At 71.0% G+C, this 12,899-nt stretch carries 15 protein-coding genes; 4 read left to right on the forward strand and 11 right to left on the reverse strand.

The features are described 5' to 3' along the window. Positions 1-3 precede the first annotated feature (3 nt). Positions 4-423: a MarR family winged helix-turn-helix transcriptional regulator gene (locus ACQCO7_RS12210; RefSeq protein WP_464071847.1), complete on the reverse strand. Its 420-nt coding sequence runs from the start codon at positions 421-423 to the stop codon at positions 4-6. A gap of 30 nt (positions 424-453) precedes the next feature. Here ACQCO7_RS12210 and ACQCO7_RS12215 point away from each other — a divergent pair, with 30 nt between their 5' ends. Further along, positions 454-2,061: an FUSC family protein gene (locus ACQCO7_RS12215; protein WP_464071848.1), complete on the forward strand. Its 1,608-nt coding sequence runs from the start codon at positions 454-456 to the stop codon at positions 2,059-2,061. Here ACQCO7_RS12215 and ACQCO7_RS12220 read toward each other — a convergent pair. The 7 genes from ACQCO7_RS12220 to ACQCO7_RS12250 are packed head-to-tail and all read right to left on the reverse strand — an operon-like array spanning position 2,015 to position 7,528. Next, on the reverse strand, positions 2,015-2,629 hold the full coding sequence (locus tag ACQCO7_RS12220) for an alpha/beta hydrolase (protein WP_464071849.1): 615 nt from the start codon (positions 2,627-2,629) through the stop codon (positions 2,015-2,017). The genes ACQCO7_RS12215 and ACQCO7_RS12220 overlap by 47 nt on opposite strands. Beyond that, entirely contained in the window at positions 2,626-3,921 is a 1,296-nt protein-coding gene (locus ACQCO7_RS12225) for a beta-ketoacyl-[acyl-carrier-protein] synthase family protein (RefSeq protein WP_464071850.1), read from the reverse strand. The genes ACQCO7_RS12220 and ACQCO7_RS12225 overlap by 4 nt, the downstream gene beginning before the upstream one ends. Continuing rightward, entirely contained in the window at positions 3,918-5,129 is a 1,212-nt protein-coding gene (locus ACQCO7_RS12230; protein ID WP_464071851.1) for a beta-ketoacyl synthase N-terminal-like domain-containing protein, read from the reverse strand. Before ACQCO7_RS12230 ends, ACQCO7_RS12225 begins: the two co-directional genes overlap by 4 nt. Next, positions 5,126-5,944: an SDR family NAD(P)-dependent oxidoreductase gene (locus ACQCO7_RS12235; RefSeq protein WP_464071852.1), complete on the reverse strand. Its 819-nt coding sequence runs from the start codon at positions 5,942-5,944 to the stop codon at positions 5,126-5,128. Before ACQCO7_RS12235 ends, ACQCO7_RS12230 begins: the two co-directional genes overlap by 4 nt. After that, positions 5,941-6,480 (reverse strand): hypothetical protein, encoded by a 540-nt coding sequence (locus ACQCO7_RS12240; protein ID WP_464071853.1) that lies wholly within the window; start codon positions 6,478-6,480, stop codon positions 5,941-5,943. Before ACQCO7_RS12240 ends, ACQCO7_RS12235 begins: the two co-directional genes overlap by 4 nt. Before the next feature lie 26 nt (positions 6,481-6,506). After that, positions 6,507-7,262, reverse strand: a complete 756-nt coding sequence (locus tag ACQCO7_RS12245; protein ID WP_464071854.1) for an SDR family NAD(P)-dependent oxidoreductase — start codon at positions 7,260-7,262, stop codon at positions 6,507-6,509. Next, positions 7,259-7,528, reverse strand: coding sequence for an acyl carrier protein (locus tag ACQCO7_RS12250; protein WP_464071855.1), 270 nt, complete (start codon positions 7,526-7,528; stop codon positions 7,259-7,261). Before ACQCO7_RS12250 ends, ACQCO7_RS12245 begins: the two co-directional genes overlap by 4 nt. Before the next feature lie 293 nt (positions 7,529-7,821). On the opposite strand from ACQCO7_RS12250, the gene ACQCO7_RS12255 reads away from it, so the two are divergent. Then, entirely contained in the window at positions 7,822-8,427 is a 606-nt protein-coding gene (locus ACQCO7_RS12255) for a helix-turn-helix domain-containing protein (RefSeq protein WP_464071856.1), read from the forward strand. Here ACQCO7_RS12255 and ACQCO7_RS12260 read toward each other — a convergent pair whose 3' ends face one another. Together ACQCO7_RS12260 and ACQCO7_RS12265 are read right to left on the reverse strand one after the other, a co-directional pair. Then, positions 8,428-8,922, reverse strand: coding sequence for a hypothetical protein (locus ACQCO7_RS12260; protein WP_464071857.1), 495 nt, complete (start codon positions 8,920-8,922; stop codon positions 8,428-8,430). Position 8,923: 1 nt separating this feature from the next. Beyond that, positions 8,924-10,546: an MFS transporter gene (locus ACQCO7_RS12265; RefSeq protein ID WP_464071858.1), complete on the reverse strand. Its 1,623-nt coding sequence runs from the start codon at positions 10,544-10,546 to the stop codon at positions 8,924-8,926. 92 nt (positions 10,547-10,638) lie between these two features. Here ACQCO7_RS12265 and ACQCO7_RS12270 point away from each other — a divergent pair, with 92 nt between their 5' ends. Together ACQCO7_RS12270 and ACQCO7_RS12275 are read left to right on the forward strand one after the other, a co-directional pair. Continuing rightward, complete coding sequence (locus tag ACQCO7_RS12270) at positions 10,639-11,268, forward strand: TetR/AcrR family transcriptional regulator (RefSeq protein ID WP_464071859.1); 630 nt, start codon at positions 10,639-10,641, stop codon at positions 11,266-11,268. Positions 11,269-11,358: 90 nt separating this feature from the next. Continuing rightward, complete coding sequence (locus tag ACQCO7_RS12275) at positions 11,359-12,012, forward strand: Fic family protein (protein WP_464071860.1); 654 nt, start codon at positions 11,359-11,361, stop codon at positions 12,010-12,012. Here the strand turns inward: ACQCO7_RS12275 and ACQCO7_RS12280 are convergent. Beyond that, a complete protein-coding gene (locus tag ACQCO7_RS12280) occupies positions 11,900-12,853 on the reverse strand; it encodes a D-2-hydroxyacid dehydrogenase family protein (protein WP_464071861.1) in 954 nt (317 codons plus the stop codon). The genes ACQCO7_RS12275 and ACQCO7_RS12280 overlap by 113 nt on opposite strands. Positions 12,854-12,899 lie beyond the last annotated feature (46 nt).

Raw genomic sequence — 12,899 nt, forward strand, 5'->3', positions numbered from 1 at the left:
GTGTCACTTAACATCTGACAAGCGGTCCATCAAGCGCGCGGCCAGCAGCAGGACCTCGCGTTCCGTGTCCGTGCACTCCCCCATCGCCCGCGCGAGCCACTCGTCCCGCTCGGCCACCTCGCCGCGCAGCGCTTCCCGGCCCGCGTCCGTCAGGGACAGGAGGGACTGGCGGCCGTCGCCCTCCGCGCGGGTCCTGGCGATCAGCCCCTCCGCCTCCAGTTCCGCGAAGACCCTGGTCAGAGACTGGGGGCGCTGGTGTTCCGCCGCCGCCAGGTCGCCGGGCGTCTGCGGGCCGCCCCGGTAGAGCCGGCCCAGGACGCCGAGTTTGTTGTTACTGAGGGCTCCCGGGGTGCGGACCGCGCGCAGGCGCCGGGCCAGGCGAGTCACGCCCTGTCTGATTTCCGCTGCTTCCTCGACATTCACGTTCGTACGCTATCACTTACTATCGAGGGCATGGTGAAGACCGTATGGGGTTCGCTGACCGTCATGGCCGCCGTCCTCGCGAGCTATGGGTCCGCCCTGTGGCTGGAGGGCGCGGCGCATCTGCACGTCGACATCGTCATCCAGGCCGTCGCGCTGACCTGGACCCTCGCGTGGACCCAGCGGGAGGCGGATCTCGTCGAGCGGGGGATCGGGTTCGTCGTGCTACCCGCCGTCGCGATGTGCGCGGCGTGGACGGACCGGGTGATGACCGAGTCCGCCGTCCGGGGGGATCTCCTGTTCGCTCTCTTCGTCGCCTTCGCCATCTGGGTGCGGCGGTTCGGGGCGCGGGCGACCCGGGCGGGCACGCTCGCCGCGCTGCCGTTCGTCGCGACGCTCGTCGTCCAGGGGCCGATCGCGCTGCCGCCCCGGGCGCGGGACGGGCACGTACTGTGGATGGGGCTCGTCGCGCTGATCTGCGCCGGGTACGTGCTCGTCGTCCAAGTCGGCGCCGGGTGGCTGGGGTTGACGCCACGGGTGCGGGTACGCCGGTCCACCGGACCCCTCGTCCCGCCCCGGCCCGCCGCGTCCCGGCCGCTGCCGAGTACGCGGATGGCGTTGCAGATGGGGGTCTCGCTCGGGGGCGCGTTCCTCGCCGGGCACTGGCTGTTCCCCGATCACTGGACGTGGGTCGTGCTGACCGCGTTCATCGTGTGCAGCGGGGCCCGGGGGCGGGCCGACGTGCTGTACAAGGGGGTGACGCGGGCGCTGGGCGCCGCGTTCGGGACGGCCGTCGCCACGGCGATCGTCGGCGCGTTCGGGCCGGGTGACCCCTGGGCCGTCGTCCTCCTCTTCGTCGTCCTCGCGCTCGCGACGTGGCTGCGCCCGCTGAACTATGCCTACTGGGCCGCGTGCGTCACCGCCGCGTTCTCTCTGCTGTACGGGTACTTCGGCGAGACCACGGTCCACGTCCTCACGCAGCGACTCCAGGCGATCCTCGTCGGGGCGGCCTTGGGTATCGCCGTTTCGTGGCTCCTCGCGCCGGTTCGGACCGTGGACGTGGTGCGGCGGCGGGTCGCCGATGCGCTGGCGGTACTGGCGGATGCGCTGCGCGCGCACGACGCCGCCGAACTCCGCGCGCATCAGGGGCGGTTCGAGGAGGCGGTCGAGCTGTTGGAGCAAGTGGCTCCGCCGTTGCGGGCGTTGCGGGGGGTGGAGGGGTGGGTGCGAAGGCGGCGGGGGGTGAGGGGAGAGCGGGTGCATCTCGCGGACGCGATCGACGCGGTACGCGCTTGCGCCGAGCCGGTACGGGAGTTGGCCGGGGCCTCCTCCCGTGCCGACGGCACCCCCGACGCCGCTCCCACCCTCGCCCCCGACCCCGTTCCCGACCGCGCCCCCGACCTCGCCCCCAGCCCCGCTCCCGTCCCCGCCCCCGACCTCGCTTCCGTCCTCGCCAACATCGCCGCCGTACGCCTCGCCATCGGGCGGGTGCCGGGGCCCTCGTACCAGGGCCAGGCAGCGGGAGTTGGGAGTCTCGGGGCGATCGACAAGGCGGTGGGTGAGGTCGCTCGCGTCTTCCCGGCGACAGCGCCCGTCACAGCTTCAGGAAGAACTCCCGCACATCAGCCTCCGCCCCGCTGAACGCCTCGTGGCGGTTGGGGTAGTCGTAGTACTCGCGCCACGTCACCGGGTGGCCCCAGGACTTCAGGAGGTCGCGGACCGATTCGCCTATGAAGAGGGGGACGATCCAGTCGTAGCGGCCCTGGCCGATCCAGACCGGGAGCGTGGGGTGCGCGGTGGTGAGGGGGACGGCTGCGGGGAGGTAGGGGTCGTAGAGGACCAGGCCGCCCAGGCGGTGGGGGTGGCGGAGGGCCGTGATCAGGGCCATGCAGGCGCCCTGGGAGAAGCCCGCGAGGATCACGCGGTCGGGGCCGACCGCCTCGGATTCGGCGGCGATCAGGGCGTGCAGGGTGCGTTCGGTGGCGAGCAGCATCGGGACGTCCGCGTGGTCGAGGGCGAAGATCCGCTGGTGGAACCAGGCGCGCGCAGGGGTGTCCCCCGTCAGCCCGGGGGACTGACGGGGGGCGTCGGGAAAGACGTGGCGGATGCCGAGGGACGCGTCGGTGAGGCCCGCGCGCCGGACGAACGGCCGCAGGGCGGCGCCGTCCTGGCCCAGCCCGTGGAGCCAGATCACGGTGAGGCCGGTCATAGGCGGGGGGCGGCGGGGCGGTGGAAGACCATCGAGGCGTACTGGCCGCCGAAGCCGAAGGAATTCTTCAGAACGGTGCGAACCGGCCGTTCGACCGGTGTCAGGGACGTCTTCACGCCGCACTTGGGGTCCGGTTCCGTACAGGTGACGACGGGCGGGATCACTCCCCGGCACAGGGTGAGCGCGGCGACCACCGACTCGACCACGCCGGAGGCGGCGGAGCCGTGCCCGGTAAGGGACTTGACCGCGCTGACGTCGATCTCCGCCATACGCTCACCGAACACCCGGTGCAGGGCGCGCGCCTCGGTGATGTCGTTGAGGCGGGTGGACGTGCCGTGCGCGTTGATGGTGTCGATGCCGTCGGGGGTCAGCTCCGAGTGTTTCAGGGCGTCCCTGACGACCCGTTCGACCGCGTCGATCCGGGGTGCGGTGACGTGGGTGATGTCGACGGCCGTCCCCCAGCCGCCGACGACGGCGTGCACCGCCTCGACGCCCCGCGCCCGCGCGTGCTCGGCGGTCTCCAGGACGAGCGCCCCGGCGGACTCGTTGATGACCATCCCGGTGCGGCGCCGGTCGAACGGCATGGACGCCTGCTCGGCGGGCCCCTTCCAGCGGGAGAGCGCCATGAGCTGGCCGTACTGGGAGAGGACGTACTGCGTGTTGCGGGACACGCACGCGGCGACGATGACCAGGCCGACCCGCCCCGTGCGCAGCAGCCTCGCCGCTTCGGCGACGGCACGCAGGCCGCCCGCGCAGGTCGCCTCCAGGCCCATCGGGATCAGGGGGGTGTCGAGGCGGCGGGAGAGTTCGGTGGGGAAGGCGGAGAGGTCGGAGATCCGCACCATGGACTCCTCGCCGCGCATCCGGTCGAGGGCCGCGCGGCGGTCGTTGCCGACGGCCTTGTAGCGGGCGGCGATGTTCCTCATGTACGCGAGGTAGTCGTCCGGGAAGGAGCCGCTGGGGCCCGGCCAGATCCGGGACCACATCAGCCCGGCCGGCCGGTCCAACGGGCCCTCGACACCGGCATCCTGGAGCGCCTCGTCCACCGTGGCGTGCAGGAGCGTGTCCACCCAGGTGCGGCCGGGTGCGCCCGCCCTCTCCTCCACCGACTTCTTGATGTCGTCGGGGATGATCCCGGCGACCCAGCCGCAGGGCAGGGCCGACAGATCCATCCGTTTCTCGTACGACAGCCCGGAGCGTCCGGTGAGGTTGGCCTCCCAGAACGACTCCACCGAACCGGCGTTGGGGGTGACGACCCCCATGCCGGTGATCACGACCTCGTGGTCCGTCATCGCGGTGTCCCCTTGACGATCATGGCGGCGCCCGCTGTCGTGGCGTGCGGGCCGGGGCTGAAACTGGTCACCAACGCCCTCGTGGCGCCGGGGAGTTGACGGGGCGTGCCCTGTACGACGGCCAACTCGGCCAGTTCCGGGTCGAGTTCGCTCAGCAGGCCGACCGGGGGAACGACTCCCCGGTCCAGGGCCTCGGCGGCCAGCGTCAGGTCGATCAGCGCGGCGCACTCGAACGCGTTGCCGACGGTCCCCTTGCTCGCGGTGACGGGGCAGCCTGGGACCAGCGGGGAGACGGCGCGGCACTCGTCGTCGTCCCCCGCCCTGGTCGCGCCGCCGTGCGCCCACCACACGTCCGGCGGCTCGGTCAGGACCGAAGTCGCGGCTGTGCGCAGGGCGGTCGTCCGCTCCTGGGCGCACACCGTCTCGCAGGCCGCGACCCCCGCGACGACGTGCGCGCCGCGTCGGCGTGCGGTGTCGGGGCGCTCCAGCATGACCGCCGCCGCGCCCTCGCCGATCAGGGTGCCGTCGCGGCGCCGGTCGAAGGGGCCAGCTCCGGTGCCGAAGGGCTCGCTCCGGTCGAGGGCGGCCAACACGGTCGTGGACATGGGGGGTTGGACGCCGACGACGAGGACGCGGTCCAGCTCGCCGCTCTCCAGCAGCCGCAGGGCGACGGAGAGCGCGCCGAGGCCGCCGGCGCCGGACTCGCCGTACACCGCCACGTTCGAGCCGAGGAAACCAGCGGCCATGCACACGAACTGGCCCACCTGGGACGGGATTCCGCGCAGGTAGGAGTAGTCGGGGACCTCGTCGTAGAGGAGTTTGGCGAGCGGGCGCGGGTCCGTCTCGGCGAGCACCGCCAACTTCGGGATGACCTCGTTGAGTTCGTCGCCGCCGCTGATGCCGGCCGCGAGGACGGTGCCGCAGCGCAGGCCCTCGTCCGGGCCGACGGGGCCGCCGGAGTCGTCCACGGCCAGCCGGGCGGCGGCAACGGCCGCGTGCGCTACGGCACTCGCGTACTTCTGGTTGTTGACCCAGGGCTCGCCGGCCGGCCAGGGGATCTCCGGCAGGCGCATGTCCGCGACCGGCCAGGGCAGCCAACTCGGCTGGGTTAAAAGGGACTTGCCGTCGAGCATCGCGTCGAGAATTGGTGCCGGGCCGTGTCCGGCGGCGGTGATGACGCCGGTACCGGTGACGACCGCGCCGGTCATGAGGGCACCTTTCCCGTGTGCCGCATGCCGGTGTTGCCCCACAGGCGGTAGCCGCCGTCCACGGTGATCGTCTGCCCGGCGATCCAGCTCGCCTCGTCCAGGCAGAGCATCGCGACGACGTCCGCGCTGTTCTCCGGCGTCGTCATCTGCCCCTCCGGCCACGGCGTGACGGCCATCTCGTGCCGGACGCCGCCCGCGAAGTCCGGCCGGACATTGAAGACGTCCGTCTGCACCAGGCCGGGGCGTACGCAGTTGGCGACGATGCCGTACGGGGCCAGCTCGTAGCTCAGGTAGTCGGTCAGGGTCTCCAGCGCCGCCTTCGCCGCGCCGAACAGGCCCGCGCGCGGGACGATGCGCTGGGTCGTCGAGTTGGTGATCGTGATGAACCGCGCGCCGGGGCGCTCCCGCATCAGGGGGACGGCGTGCTTGGCGAGCAGCCAGGTGGCGCGGGCGTTGGTGTCCTGGACGAACTGCCACTGCTCCGGCGTCGCGTCCTCCAGGGCGACGAACTTCGTCGCGGCGGCGTTCTGGACGAGGATGTGCAGGTCGCCGTGGGTCTCGCCGACCTGCTCCAACAGCTTCGCGGGGCCGTCCGGTTCGGAGAGGTCGGCGCGGTGCAGGGAGACCTTGGTGCCCTTCTCCTCCAGTTCGGCGGCGATGCGGCGGGCGGGGCCGACGCGGTCGACGTAGTTGACGGCGAGGGTGCAGCCCCAGGCGGCGAGCTTGCGGGTGATGCCGGCGCCGATGCCCCGGGAACCGCCGGTGACGAGGGCCACGCGGCCGTCGAGGGGACGGTAGGCGTCCATGGTGCTCATGACTCCCCCTGCTTCTTCTGGCCCTGCTTCTTCTGGCCCTGCTTCTCCTGGCCCTGCTTCTTCTGGTACGAGCCCGGCCGGTACGAGCGGCGGAGCATGACGACGTTCATGCGGCCGATGGCGTACGCGCGGCCGTCGGCGTCGTGGACGCGGCGGACCGTCTTCAGCAGGCCGCTGCGGTCGTCGATGGGTTCGGTGTGGTCCGTCTCGGTGGTGAACCAGAACGGGGTGTCCGGGTAGAGCGGGCGGACGAAGTCCCAGTGCATCGCGCGCATGCCGATGATCGCGCCGGGGCGGCCGTGCTGGACGACCCAGCCGGAGGTGATGGCGTGGATGAAGCCGCCGGGGACGATCCGGCGGCGCCGGTCGACCTGTGCGGCGAAGGCCCCGCTGTCGTGGATGGGGTGTTTCTCGCCGAGCAGGTCCAGCAGCGTGTCGAGCAGCTCGCCGGTGAAGACGACCGGGCCGTAGTGGCGCGGGGCCGCGTCGACGAGGTCCTCCCAGTACATGAGGGGGCGGCGCGTCGTCTCCGTCATGATTTCGGTGTCCTCTCCTATTCCGGTCACGTGCCGCTCCGGGAACCGCGCGGGCGCATGACCAGCCGGCCGCCGTCGACCGTGAACGTCTGCCCCTGGATGTAGGAGGATTCCTCTCCGGCGAGAAATGCGACCAGCCCGGAAATGTCCTCGGGGAGTCCCCATCCGGTGCCTTCGGGGGTGACTCCGAGGCGGCCGGCGAGATCCGCCGTCATATCGGTCCTGATCGCTCCTGGGGCCACGGTGTTGACCCTTATCCCTTTGTGTCCGACTTCCGCCGCCAGACCCCGGGTGAGCGCTTCGAGGCCCCCTTTCGAGGCGGCGTACGAGGTCTGTCCGGGACCGGGCTGGCGCACGGAATTGGAGGAGATGTTGACGATGCGTCCCCAGGACTGTTCGAGCATCACCGGGACGACGGCACGGCACATCAGGAACGGCCCGGTGAGATTGGTGCGCAGCACCCTCTCCCACTGAGCGGTGCGGGTCAGGGCGAGGAGCCGGTCGTCGATCACGCCGGCGTTGTTGACGAGGACGTGCACGCCGCAGTCGTCCGCCACGACCGTGTCGACGAGGCGTCGGACCTGCCCCTCGTCCGAGACGTCCGCCTTGTGCCGCACAGCCCTGCCGCCGGCCGCCGTGATCTCCTTGACGACGCGTTCGGCCGCGTCGTCCGCGTCCTTGTAGGCGAGGTGGACGGTGAGGCCGTCGGCGGCCAGGCGGCGGCAGATCGCGGCGCCGATGCCCCGCGAGCCGCCGGTGACCAGGGCGACGCGGGGGCTCACACGCCGGCCGTCTCGTCGAGGTGGAGCAGGATGGAGCCGACCGACCTGTGGTGGGTGTCGGCCGCCTCCTCCCACTCCTCCAGGTCGAAGGTTCCGCCGAGGTCGCGGTTCACCTTCCTGGCGAGCTGGAGTATGTCGAGCGAGTCGAGTCCGAGATCCTCCACGAGGGATTGTCCGGGGGTGATCTCGGAATCGCTCAGACTGGGCTTCACATCACGGATCAAGGCCACCAGTACGTCGAATTTCGCTGAGCTGGATTCGGTCATCGCGGGCCTCCGCTCGGGCGGTTCGATCTGACGTGGGACATGTCACCAGAGCGCGCGAGCCAGCCGCAAGGTCCGAACTTTTCGAAGTGCCGGACAGAATTTTCCCAAGAATTAACGGACCCACCTCTGGCGCTCTCCTGTGCTGCATCGCCGGATACGGGTGATGCGGGAGAAGTTTCACTTACGGTGATTGTTTCCGCCGGATTCCGGACAGTCGTGAATCAACCGCGAATCGGCCATCGGCCTTCTGTAATCTCAGGGCCCGAGCTGCCCATTTCATGGAGGGGAATGCCATGGGGCGACGGAAGGTGCCTCTGACCGATTCGGCTCCGTACTACGAACTCGCGTACTGGCTGCGCTCGCTGCGGCGCGGCGCCGGACTGACCTACCGCGAGATGGCCCGCCGGGTGGAGCGGCCGGGCTGCTCGGCGGTGACGCTCTCGCGGGCCGACAGCGGGAGGGTGCTGCCCCGGCGGTGCGTGGTGGAGGCGTACGCCACGGTGTGCGGGGCGTCGGAGCAGCAGACTCGGGCCATGTGGGAGTGGTCGCTGACGGTGGCCGGGGAGCGGGCGCATCCGGTGCCCGGGGCGGGGCCGGCTCCCCGGCGCGGGCGGCGCCTCGACCTCGTCTACGAACCGGCCCACCTCCTGGAGGTCATGCACCGCCTGCGCCAGGACGCCGGGCGCCCCTCCCTGCGCCAGCTGGAGGACCGCGCCCGCGTCCACGGCTACGGTCCGCTGCCGCGCAGCACCCTCGCGGATGTCCTGTCGGGGCTGCGGCTGCCTTCCGAGGCGCTGCTCGTGTCGTACGCGCTGGCCTGTGGGCGGCCTCAGGACCAGGTGCATGCGTGGCGGGCGGCTTGGGGGCGGGCTACGCAGGGGGCGCAGGCCGCCGCGTGATCACCGCGTGCCCTTCGCGGGGAGCGGGTGGGCCCGGCGAAGGGTGTGCGCCATCTGCTCCGCGCCGCCGAAACGGCCCTTGCCGCACACGTAGCCGTCCGGGCGCACCAGTACGAAGTGTCCCGCGCGGGCACCGAGGTCCGTGGCCGGCAGGTTGCCCGGGTCGGGGAGGGGGTGGAGGGCGTCGGGCGGGGGCGCGGAGCGGCCGTACACCGTCCGGACCGACACGGCGGTGCCGTAGCTGTCGTCCAGCCGTTCCAGGTCCTCGCGCAGGCCAGCCGTACGGGCGGGACGTGCCGCAGGCCGGTTGTCTGGTGATCGTGGCCGCGAGGGGGCCGGGCCGACGACCTCGCCGGGCGGCTCGCCCGCTATCTCGACGCCGGGGTCCGGCAGCTGGTGCTGGCTCCCTTCGGTGGCGGCTGGCGCACGCAGTACGAGCTGCTCGCCGAGGCCCGCAGGGCGCTCGTCGGCCGAGTTCAGCCGAGTTCGGCCCATTTCAGCCGAGTTCGGCCGACGAGCGTTCGGTGCGGGGGTGCCCCACCGGGGCCGGGGAGGAGTCCTCCTCGGTCTTCCGGTACCGCTGCTCGCGGATGACCAGGGCCACCAGACCGGCCAGCAGGGAGACGGCGCCGGAGACCACGAACACCACGTTGGTGGCGTCGATGAAGACGCCGACGGCCGAGTGGTACTGCTCCGCCGGGAGTTTCGCCAGCGCGCTGACGTCCAGGTCGCCGTTGACGTCGGCCGCTCCGGCGGCGCTGCTGAGGTGGGAGTCGAGGTAGCGCGCCACGATGGTGCTGTAGAGCGCGAACCCGGCGGTGGCACCGAGTTGCTGGCAGAACCGCAGGGAGCTGGTGGCGACGCCGAGGTCCTCCTTGGACACCGAGCTCTGCATGTACTGGAGTCCGAGGCCGAGGGACTGCCCCATGCCGATGCCGAGGACGAAGCAGCCCGCGCCGACCAGCCAGTAGCTGGTGTCGGGGCCGAGCCGGCCGAAGAGGACCAGGACCACGGCCTGGAACACGCCCGCGGCGACGAGCAGGTACTTGAACTTGCCGAACAGCGTGACGATGAGCTTGGCCACCGGGATCGACGCGAGGATGCCGACGGCCATGCAGACGATCAGGAGTCCGGACCGTGCCGTGCTCAGGCCGCGCCCCACCTGGAGGTAGCCGCTGACGTAGAGCAGACCGCCGGCCACGCCGACGCCGGCGATGAGCGACATCGGCATCATGGCCCGGAACACCGAGTTGCGCATCAGGGCCAGCGACACCAGCGGTTCGGGCGCGGTGAGCTGGCGCCGGACGAAGGCCGCGAGCAGGACGCCCGCGCCGACGGCGAGCGCGACGATCGTGGCGGAACCCCAGGCGTACCGGGTGCCGCCCCACTCCGCCACGAGCAGCGCGCAGGCGCCGAAGCCGCCGAGCAGGGCGGCGCCGAGGAAGTCCACCTTGCGCCGTACCGGGTTGGTGGGCATCTTCAGCACGAAGACGATGACGAGGAAGGCCGCGACCAGGATCGGCAGGTTCAGGAGGAAGACCCAGCGCCAGTTCAGGCTGTCGGAGACGAGGCCGCCGAGGGTCGGGCCCAGCGCCAGGCCGAGGCCGAACATCACCGAGGCGCCGATGCCGACCGCGTTGGACGGTTTGATGGGCCCCTCCGCGTCCTCCTCCTGGTCGTTGAAGAGGATGCCGGTGACCACGAGCGTGATGGCGGTGAGTCCGCCCGCGCCGAGCCCCTGGACGGTGCGGAACACGATCAGCTCGGTCATGTTCTGCGCGAGTCCGCAGAGCAACGAGCCGAGGGTGAAGACGCCGAGGCCGAAGACCATGAGCGGCTTGGTGCCGTACTCGTCGGCGAGCTTTCCGTACAGCGGTACGACGATGCAGTCCGCCAGGGCGTAGCACGAGGTCAGCCAGGGGAGCCGGCTGATCCCGTGCACCGGGTCGAGATCGTCCACCATCTTCCACGCCACGGCGGACACGATGTTGATGTCGAGGATGGCCAGCAGCAGGACGACGATGCACGAGGCGGCGACCAGCTTGACCTTGGTCGTGGACATGAGCAGATCCGGGCCGTCGTACACGGGTGCGTACATGCCCTGGGCGGTATCAGTCATGGAAATTACACTAGGAGTACTTTTACGTCCGGACAAGTTTTACAGGTGTCGTAATTATGCTCCCGGAGGAAGGCGCTTGTTAGGATCTGGTCATGACGGATCAGCTGGGACTCCGGGAGCGCAAGAAGCTGCGGACGGCGGAGCACATCGCGAGCACGGCACTCGCCCTCTTCCTGGAGCGGGGCTTCGCCGACGTCTCGGTCGCCGACGTCGCGGACGCCGCCGAGGTGTCGAAGAAGACCGTCTTCAACTACTTTCCGGCCAAGGAGGACCTCGTCCTCTTCCCGATCCGGGACCACAAGAGCGAGCCGGCCCGGGTGGTGCGGACCCGGCGGCCGGGCGAGTCGCCCGTGGCGGCCCTGCGCCGGCACTTCCTGACCGGGCTGGCGGAACGCGACCCCATCACCGGGCTCGCCGACTACGACGAGTTCCTCGCCTTCCAGGGCATGGTCATGTCGACGCCCAGCCTGAAACTGCGTCTCCTGGAGCAGTGGACCGACAGCGAGGCCGTCCTCGCGGAGGCCCTGGCCGAGGCCCTCGGCGAACCGGCGGACGCCATCGTGCCGAGCGCGCTGGCCAGCCTGGTCATCTCGGTGCAGCGCACGCTGATCGTCCGCAACGTCGAACGCATGCTGGTCGGCGCCGACCCCGCGGCCGTCCACGCCCAGTGCGCGGCCGAGGCGGAACGCGCCTTCGACCTGGTGGAGAAGAGCCTCGCGTGAGGTGACGCGGCGCGGGCTCCATCGGCGCTCTCGCCGGCCTTGAGCCGGTGCCGGTATGCCCGCCCGCGCGAAGCCGCCGTACGCCTTCTGGTGGCCACCGAGGCGGACGGCATCACCGCCGACACGGAGTTCACCGAACTCGACCGGCGCGATGTACCGGTGGTCCGGTTCGGCTCCGCCGACATCGGCGAGGACCTCGCAGCCTCGGCTGGTGGCAGCATGGAGATTCCCGAGGTCGTGACCGTCAACGACGCGCGCGCCGGACTGTCGCGGATCCTGGCTGACCTGTCGGAGTCCGGCGCGGGTGCCGCCCCAGTCCTGATCGGCGCCCATCGCAAGCCCCAGGGCGTCCTCCTGTCCGTCGAGGCATCCGACCGCGACACCGAGGCGTACATCACCCGGGCGCGCCTCGCCATACTCGCCGCGCCGTACGGCGACATGAACGTCCTCCACCCGTTCCGCGAGGGCAACGGCCGTACCCAGCGGGCGTTCCTGGCCCAGCTCGGCGCGGACGCGGGATACGACCTGAACCGGTCGGGCATCGACCCCCAGCGCAACAGACGAACCGCGTCGGAGCCGTCACGTGGGAGAGAGGCGGTGTGTGAGTCGGTCAGGTCGTCGTTCTCGGCTCCTACTTCATCAGCCGCACGGGAGAACCCGCCTGGAACGCGGCGATGTCCTCGACGGAGTCCTGATAGAAAATCTCGTACAAGTCGCGGTTCACGAATCCGACGTGCCCCGTGAGCAGCGCGTTCGGCAGCGCCCGCAACGGGTGGTCCGCGGGGAGCGGCTCGGTGTCGTACACGTCGAGGGCGGCTGCTCGGATCGCGCCCTCACGCAGGACGTCGATCAGGGCGACCTCGTCGACGACCGGTCCGCGTGAGGTGTTGACCAGGAGGGCCGAGGGCTTCATCGACCGGAGTTCCGCCGCGCCGACCAGCCCGCGTGTTCGCTTGCTGAGCGGTACGTGGATCGAGAGCACATCGCTTTCGGTGAAGAGTCGCTCCTTCGTCACCGCCCGCACGCCGTGCCCGGCGGCGGTTTCGGGGGTCAGGTTCCGGCTCCACGCGATGGTGTCCATTCCGAATGCCTGTCCGATCCGTGCCACTCCGGAGCCGACGCGACCGAGGCCCAGAATGCCGAGAGTCCTGCCGTGCAGCCCCTCGCCGACCGATACCTGCCAGCCGCCGGCGCGCATCGACTCCGCCTCGGCGACCAGGTTTCTCGTGGCACCGAGGATCAGCGCCCAGGTGTGCTCGATGGTGGGGTGGGACTCATAGCGGGTCCCGCACACCGTGATGCCGAGTCCGTGGGCGGCCGTAAGGTCGATGGCGGCATTGGCCGGGCCGGTGCTGACCAGGAGCCGAAGGTCGGGCAGCCGCTCCAGGACCTCGGCCGGGAATCGTGTGCGCTCTCGCATGGCCACGAGCACGTCGAACCCGGCGAGGCTACGGACCACCTCGTCGGCATCGGCGAACGGCTCGGTGAAAACGACGACCTCGGCAACGAGCGACCCCCAGTCGGCCAGGCTCGTCGCGACGTTCTGGTAGTCGTCGAGGATCGCGATCCTCATGCGGGTGGCCATGTCGGCAGCCTCCGTGTTCCGTCGAGGTGATGCGCCTGCCTTCGCG

Source organism: Streptomyces saintjeani (assembly GCF_055409605.1).

Bases quoted from the DNA above. Each gene is read 5' to 3' on its own strand.
- ACQCO7_RS12215 (WP_464071848.1), top strand. From the start codon at position 454: ATGGTGAAGACCGTATGGGGTTCGCTGACCGTCATGGCCGCCGTCCTC.
- ACQCO7_RS12220 (WP_464071849.1), bottom strand. From the start codon at position 2,629: ATGACCGGCCTCACCGTGATCTGGCTCCACGGGCTGGGCCAGGACGGC.
- ACQCO7_RS12225 (WP_464071850.1), bottom strand. From the start codon at position 3,921: ATGACGGACCACGAGGTCGTGATCACCGGCATGGGGGTCGTCACCCCC.
- ACQCO7_RS12230 (WP_464071851.1), bottom strand. From the start codon at position 5,129: ATGACCGGCGCGGTCGTCACCGGTACCGGCGTCATCACCGCCGCCGGA.
- ACQCO7_RS12235 (WP_464071852.1), bottom strand. From the start codon at position 5,944: ATGAGCACCATGGACGCCTACCGTCCCCTCGACGGCCGCGTGGCCCTC.
- ACQCO7_RS12240 (WP_464071853.1), bottom strand. From the start codon at position 6,480: ATGACGGAGACGACGCGCCGCCCCCTCATGTACTGGGAGGACCTCGTC.
- ACQCO7_RS12250 (WP_464071855.1), bottom strand. From the start codon at position 7,528: ATGACCGAATCCAGCTCAGCGAAATTCGACGTACTGGTGGCCTTGATC.
- ACQCO7_RS12255 (WP_464071856.1), top strand. From the start codon at position 7,822: ATGGGGCGACGGAAGGTGCCTCTGACCGATTCGGCTCCGTACTACGAA.
- ACQCO7_RS12260 (WP_464071857.1), bottom strand. From the start codon at position 8,922: ATGGGCCGAACTCGGCTGAACTCGGCCGACGAGCGCCCTGCGGGCCTC.
- ACQCO7_RS12265 (WP_464071858.1), bottom strand. From the start codon at position 10,546: ATGACTGATACCGCCCAGGGCATGTACGCACCCGTGTACGACGGCCCG.
- ACQCO7_RS12270 (WP_464071859.1), top strand. From the start codon at position 10,639: ATGACGGATCAGCTGGGACTCCGGGAGCGCAAGAAGCTGCGGACGGCG.
- ACQCO7_RS12280 (WP_464071861.1), bottom strand. From the start codon at position 12,853: ATGGCCACCCGCATGAGGATCGCGATCCTCGACGACTACCAGAACGTC.